The following is a 6,421-nucleotide window of genomic DNA, read 5'->3' on the forward strand; positions in this document are numbered from 1 at the left end:
GTGCCGACTTACTTAAGTATAATTTTTCCTTCCCCCTGCTCCCTGCTCCCTGCCCCCCTGCTTAGAAGTCAGGAAGGCATCCACAATCTTTCGACATATAGAGTCAAATTAACCCCGCCGTGCCCAGGAGAGCGGAAATAATTCATAATTATCCTTAATATAAGAATATGGCGTTAGCTAGGAAGGTTAGACAATGCTGAAGGTTGAAATTAAAGGAATATGAATAATAAGCCTTCTGCCTTCTGCCTCCTGCCTTCTGCCTTTTGCTATACAACAGCCCTGGAAACTAGATGTCATCTTTGAGCTTAAAGGAAATTTCCGCCCAATTAGAAAGTCCAAAAATGGGCGATCGCATGGTAGCCTTAGCAAATCTTCGTGATGTACCCCCAAAGGACGCTTTACCTTTGATAAAAAAGGTGTTAGGTGACGAATCTCTACAAGTACGAGCAATGGCAGCATTTGCTCTAGGGTTAAAACCAACTCCAGAATCCTACGATTTGCTAATTCAAATTCTGGAATCAGAACCAGATTATAATGTACGTGCTGATGCTGTGGGAGCATTAGGATATTTAGGGGATATTCGTGCCTTTGAAACCCTATCCCGCCTATTCTATGAAGATACCAACTGGTTAATCCGCTTTAGTGCTGCGGTATCCTTGGGTAATTTACAAGATATCCGCGCTCACGATATCCTGATTAAAGCTTTGGATAGCGAGGAAGTGGTAATGCATCAAGCTGCGATCGCAGCTTTAGGGGAAATTAAAGATATTAATTCAATCGATCATATTCTCCCCTTTGTCCAATCCGATGATTGGCTAGTACGTCAGCGTTTAGCAGAAACACTAGGGAATCTTCCCAGTCCCAAAACCATCCCTGCTTTAAAATATCTAGAGAAAGATAGCAATCACAACGTTGCTGAAGCAGCCAGAATTTCCCTATCAAGATTAGCCACAACTGATTGAATCAACCTAAATAACAAAGATAATAAATATTGGCATTGAATGGGAAGAGGAAAAGGAGTAATTCTTTCACTCCTTCCCTCCTCCACTCCTCCACTCCTTCCCTACTTCCCTCCCTTTCATTCCCCATTCCTGCTAACTTATAAACATGGGATTTGCATAATTAATTAGTGCCAAGCGATTTGTATAGATGAATATTACAGAATTTTTTGAATTAAGTGCTGGTAAATGGTTTAGTCATCGCACCAAAAAAGACTTAATAGGAAAAACATCAGGAGAAGGAAAGTCAGAGATTATTATTGAAAGCCTAACTTCACAGCATCCAGAAGTTGTCAAAGTTTGTGAATATTACCAACTTGCTCCAAAACAGGCTGCTTGCGCCGCCAAGGTTAACTGGAATGACACCACAAAGCTAAATCAAAAAAATACTGGTTCCACAGTAGTAGTTTTAATACCCAATACTGATAATCCCCAAGAAGGAAAATTTTTACATCAAATCCCTGATAATGGTAAGCCTTCACCTGGTCGCTATAAAATAGGAGAAGATGAGTCTCTCACCTTAAGTATTGAATCAGACAATATGTACTCAGAGGAACGGTTATGGTTTGCTAGCCCCAACCTACGGATGCGTGTGAGTATAACCAAACATGCTGGGGGATTTAGTACTACTTCCTTCACTTCTGAAATTCGCATGGGTGCTACCCCTGCAAGTACAAAGGCTTCTCAAGCGGCTCAGTCTGCATCAAATTAAAAGTTCTGTATCCAAATAAAAAATATCAATTTTCAAGCCCTGATGCATCTCAGTAATATTCGGGGCTTTTTGTGGAAAATACTGAACTTTCAATTTATGAATATGTACTGCCCTCGTAATTATACTTAATTTATTTTAAAAAATATAAAAAAAATACCCGGATATTATGTAGATAATATGTAAGAGATATTAGAAAAATAAATACACTAGAAGGCGTAAAAATAGCCAAGCTGTTATGAACCGCTACGCGACGGCTCAAATTTTTACTGTCGTATTGCCATTTTTACTGCCTCATCTGCAATTATTGAAACTCTTGTTTCACATCAATTACACCACTCTTGAGATTATCTTAACAAATTAGCTCTCAAGGTTGATTTAAAAGCTTACAAGCGGAGGAAAACTTTGTGAGAGTTGCTTATATAACTACCTACGATGCTCGAGATATTGCTAATTGGTCAGGAATAGGATTTTATATGGCTCAATCTTTAAAAGAGCAATCAATACAGGTAGATTTAATTGGTTCTGTAAGAAATAAGTATTCACCACTCTCAATACTATTTAAAAGTAAAGAATATTTATATAAATATTTGCTAAACCAAAATTATTTACATTACAGAGAACCAGCACTTCTTCGGAACTATGCTAACCAAGCTGCAAAACAATTGTCTCAACTTGAAGCAGATATAGTATTAAGTCCCGGTTCAATTCCCATTGCTTATCTTGAATGCTCCCAACCCATTGTTTTTTGGACTGATGCAACTTTTGCTGGCATGATAGATTTTTACCCAGAATTTAGCAATCTCTGCCAAGAAAGTATTAGAAATCAAAATGCAATGGAGCAATCCGCATTAGATAGGTGTAAATTAGCAATATATTCTTCTGAATGGGCAGCTAAAACTGCTATTGAAAATTATAAAGTAGACCCGAATAAAGTAAAAGTAGTGCCTTTCGGAGCTAATATTGAGTGTCAGAGAAATATTGATGATATCAAGGTTCTAGTCGAATCCAGACCCTCTGACAAATGTAAGTTGTTATTTCTTGGTGTTAATTGGTTGAGGAAGGGAGGAAATATCGCGTTTCAAGTAGCTAAAGAATTAAACTCATCCGGTTTGGAAACAGAATTGACTATAGTTGGATGCCCACCGATGGTAGATGAACCACTGCCTAATTTTATTCGTTCTTTGGGTTTTATTAGTAAATCAACTAAAGAAGGTAGAGAACAAATTGACCGGCTCATAGCTGAATCGCACTTTCTGATTTTACCTTCAATAGCAGACTGTACTCCCCTTGTTTTTTGCGAAGCTAATTCTTTTGGAGTTCCATGTTTGTCTACAAAATTAGGCGGTATCCCAACAATCGTTAGGGATAATGTAAACGGTAAGCTATTTAATCAAGAATCTGATATCTCAGAATATTGTCAATATATTTCTAGTTTGTTTGTTCGCTACTCTGAATATAAAAAATTAGCAATGTCTGCTTTTGACGAATATCAGTCACGCCTAAACTGGTCTGTAGCAGGTAAAACTGTAAAAGAGATGTTGAGAAGTATTTAGACAAATTTAAATTCCATCACGCCAAACTTGGCAATAGGGAAACTGGTAAAGCGATCGCTAATTTCGGTAAACTCTAGTTACTATCTGATCCAATTAACTCCCATGACAACCGATTGCCTTTCCCCCACTTCTAACCCCTCCACAAACATGCAAAGACCTGAAATCCTTGCCCCTGCAGGTAATTGGGAATGCGCCAAGGCGGCAGTAGAAAATGGTGCTGATGCAATTTATTTCGGTTTAGAGCGATTTAATGCCAGGATGCGGGCAGAAAATTTTACCGAGGCAGATTTACCGGAGTTAATGGAATTTCTCCACGGTCGAGGTGTCAAAGGTTACATAACTTTAAATACATTAGTATTTCCCCAGGAGTTGCGGCAGGCTGAACAATATATCCGTGCCATTATTGCTGCGGGGGTAGATGCTGCCATTGTTCAAGATGTGGGTATTTGTCGGTTAATTCGTCACATATCCCCTGATTTTCCGATCCATGCCTCCACTCAAATGACTATAACCAGTGATGCAGGTGTGGAATTTGCGGAGACTTTAGGGTGTAATTTAGTCGTCCTTGCCCGTGAATGTTCTTTGAGGGATATTAATAAAATTCAGAGCATGATGGCTTACCGGGGAGCGTCTTTACCCCTGGAAGTATTTGTGCATGGTGCTTTGTGTGTGGCTTATTCCGGTCAATGTTTGACTAGTGAAGCATTGGGTGGACGCTCGGCTAATCGCGGAGAATGTGCCCAAGCTTGTCGGATGCCTTATGAGTTAATTGCTGATGGGGAAGTGGTGAATTTAGGGGAGAGAAAATATTTACTCAGTCCCCAGGATTTGGCTGGATTGGAGGTGTTGCCAAATTTGGTACAGGCTGGGGTGAGTTGTTTGAAAATTGAAGGGCGGTTGAAATCACCAGAGTATGTTGCCAATGTTACTCGCGTCTATCGGCAGGCTGTGGATGGGGTGATGGAGGAATTAGCAGAAAAAGCAGGGAGCAGGGAGCAAGAGGCAGGGGAGCAGGGAGCAGGGAGCAGGGGGAATGCCTCCCCCCTACCTCTTGGTGAAGAACGCTATAAATTGGAGATGGCATTTTCTCGGGGATTGTCTACAGGTTGGTTTAAGGGAATTAATAATCAAGAACTGGTTCACGCTCGCTTCGGTAAAAAGCGTGGGGTGTATTTGGGTGAAGTTATCCGTGTCCGTAATCAGCAGGTAACAGTAAGATTACAGGCACCAGTTAAACCTGGTGATGGTATTGTTTTTGATTGTGGTCATCCAGAAAGGAAGGAAGAAGGAGGTCGCATATATACGGTAAAACACCAGGGACAAGAAACTTTGCTTACCTTTGGCAAGGATAATATTAAATGGCGAAGAGTACATACAGGCGATCGCATTTGGAAAACTAGCGATCCAGGGTTAGATAAGCAACTGCGTCAAAGTTTTGCTGGGGAAAATCCCCAATTCCAGCGTCCCATTACCATTGAGGTGCATGGAGAAATAAATTTACCATTAATTGCAATCGCCCGTGATGCTCCCCAGGGTCATACTGTTAAAGTAGAATCTCGGATGCAGTTGGTAGCAGCAAATACTAAACCACTAACTAGAGAACTGTTACAAACCCAGTTTGGTCGTTTAGGAAATACACCCTTTTATTTAGAGAAATTAAGCGATCGCCTCCAGGGAGAGGTAATATTACCTGTAAGTGAATTAAATCACATGCGCAGGGAACTAGTGACTCGCTTACAAAAATTGCGGAGTCAGCCTCAACCTTGGCAAATTAACCCCCACGCATCCTTATCAGATTTACTCCCTGTAACCCCTTCCCCATCTCCGGTATCCCCCAAACTAATTGTACTGGTGCGAAATTTAAAACAGTTAGCAGCCGCTTTGCAAATAGGGGTAGAGACTATTTACTGTGAATTTGAAGACCCCCGTAAATATGTTCAAGCAGTAGAGATGGTACGCCAGTCAGAGGAGTGGAGGAGTGCAAGAGTGGAGGAGTGGGGGAGTATTTCTCCCCCCAAAATTTTTGTTGCACCACCCCGAATTACCAAACCCAATGAGAATTGGATTTTAAAGCAAGTACTTAATTGTCAAGCAGACGGTTATTTAGTCAGGAATTATGACCATCTGCAATTTTTTGCTGGTGAACATTGTATTGGTGATTTTTCTTTAAATATTGCCAATGCTTTAACAGCTGATTATTTTATCAATCATTGTGATTTAGAAAGGCTGACGGCTTCCTATGACCTGAATATTAACCAATTAGAAGATTTACTCAAAAGTTGTCCCCCTGAGTGGTTAGAGGTGACAATCCATCAACATATGCCCATGTTTCATATGGAACATTGTGTATTTTGTGCCTTCCTTTCCCAAGGAACTGATTTTACCAATTGTGGACGACCTTGCGAACAACATGAAGTTCAAATCCGCGAATCTCGTATCGGTACAGAACATATATTACAAGCAGACGCAGGCTGTCGTAATACCGTATTTAATGGTACAGCCCAAACAGGAGCCGAATATGTCCAACATCTTTTAAAGTTGGGATTGCAACATTTTCGGATTGAATTTGTCAATGAATCATCCCAACAGGTAACACAGGTAATTTCATATTATCAAAAGTTATTGCGAGGTGAAATTACAGGTTCCCAACTTTGGCAAGAATTAAAATTGTACCACCAGCTCGGGGTAACTCGTGGCTCTATGGGAAAGGTGATTTAGAAGAGTCTTCTCACCAAAATAGGGAGTAGGGAGTAGGGAGTAGGGAGTAGGGAGTAGGGAGTAGGGAATAGGGAATAGGGAATAGGGAGTAGGGAGTAGGGAGTAGGGAGTAGGGAGTAGGGGAAGAGGAAAAATACTCTACTCCAGGATGGTTTTTTAGCGTTAGCGTTAGCGAAGCGTCTCCTGAAAGGAGATAGCGTGTCCGGTAGGACATAGCCCCCGGATTTATCCGTGGAAAGTTAAGAAAATTTGGGTGGAGAGGCGCGCTTGCGGTGACAGACAAAACGTCAACATGAAATCCCCTACTTTTAAGCATGGGGCATCCCTACTCCCACGCCCCTACTCCCTAATCCCTCGTTAAGGAACCATGCGCCAAAAATATAATGTCATTGAATGGCGAGCTATGGCTGGAATGCGTGATCGATTAATTCACAATTAAG

The 6,421-nt window shown here is 41.0% G+C and carries 5 protein-coding genes; all 5 read left to right on the top strand.

Going from position 1 to position 6,421, the window contains the following annotated elements; all coding sequences use genetic code 11:
• Positions 1–290 precede the first annotated feature (290 nt).
• Positions 291–962 (top strand): HEAT repeat domain-containing protein, encoded by a 672-nt coding sequence (locus CALSC_RS20740; protein ID WP_088243169.1) that lies wholly within the window; start codon positions 291–293, stop codon positions 960–962.
• Positions 963–1,149: 187 nt separating this feature from the next.
• Complete coding sequence (locus tag CALSC_RS20745) at positions 1,150–1,710, top strand: phycobiliprotein lyase (RefSeq protein WP_088243170.1); 561 nt, start codon at positions 1,150–1,152, stop codon at positions 1,708–1,710.
• A gap of 404 nt (positions 1,711–2,114) precedes the next feature.
• Complete coding sequence (locus CALSC_RS20750) at positions 2,115–3,263, top strand: glycosyltransferase family 4 protein (RefSeq protein WP_088243171.1); 1,149 nt, start codon at positions 2,115–2,117, stop codon at positions 3,261–3,263.
• A gap of 102 nt (positions 3,264–3,365) precedes the next feature.
• A complete protein-coding gene (locus CALSC_RS20755) occupies positions 3,366–5,981 on the top strand; it encodes a U32 family peptidase (RefSeq protein WP_088243172.1) in 2,616 nt (871 codons plus the stop codon).
• A 367-nt stretch (positions 5,982–6,348) separates the two neighbouring features.
• Positions 6,349–6,420, top strand: a complete 72-nt coding sequence (locus CALSC_RS28225) for a HepT-like ribonuclease domain-containing protein (RefSeq protein WP_407641959.1) — start codon at positions 6,349–6,351, stop codon at positions 6,418–6,420.
• The last annotated feature ends 1 nt before the right edge of the window (position 6,421 follow it).

It is taken from the genome of Calothrix rhizosoleniae SC01 (assembly GCF_900185595.1).
Classification (GTDB): Bacteria; Cyanobacteriota; Cyanobacteriia; order Cyanobacteriales; family Nostocaceae; genus Calothrix_A; species Calothrix_A rhizosoleniae.

Bases quoted from the DNA above. Each gene is read 5' to 3' on its own strand.
- CALSC_RS20740 (WP_088243169.1), top strand. From the start codon at position 291: ATGTCATCTTTGAGCTTAAAGGAAATTTCCGCCCAATTAGAAAGTCCA.
- CALSC_RS20745 (WP_088243170.1), top strand. From the start codon at position 1,150: ATGAATATTACAGAATTTTTTGAATTAAGTGCTGGTAAATGGTTTAGT.
- CALSC_RS20755 (WP_088243172.1), top strand. From the start codon at position 3,366: ATGACAACCGATTGCCTTTCCCCCACTTCTAACCCCTCCACAAACATG.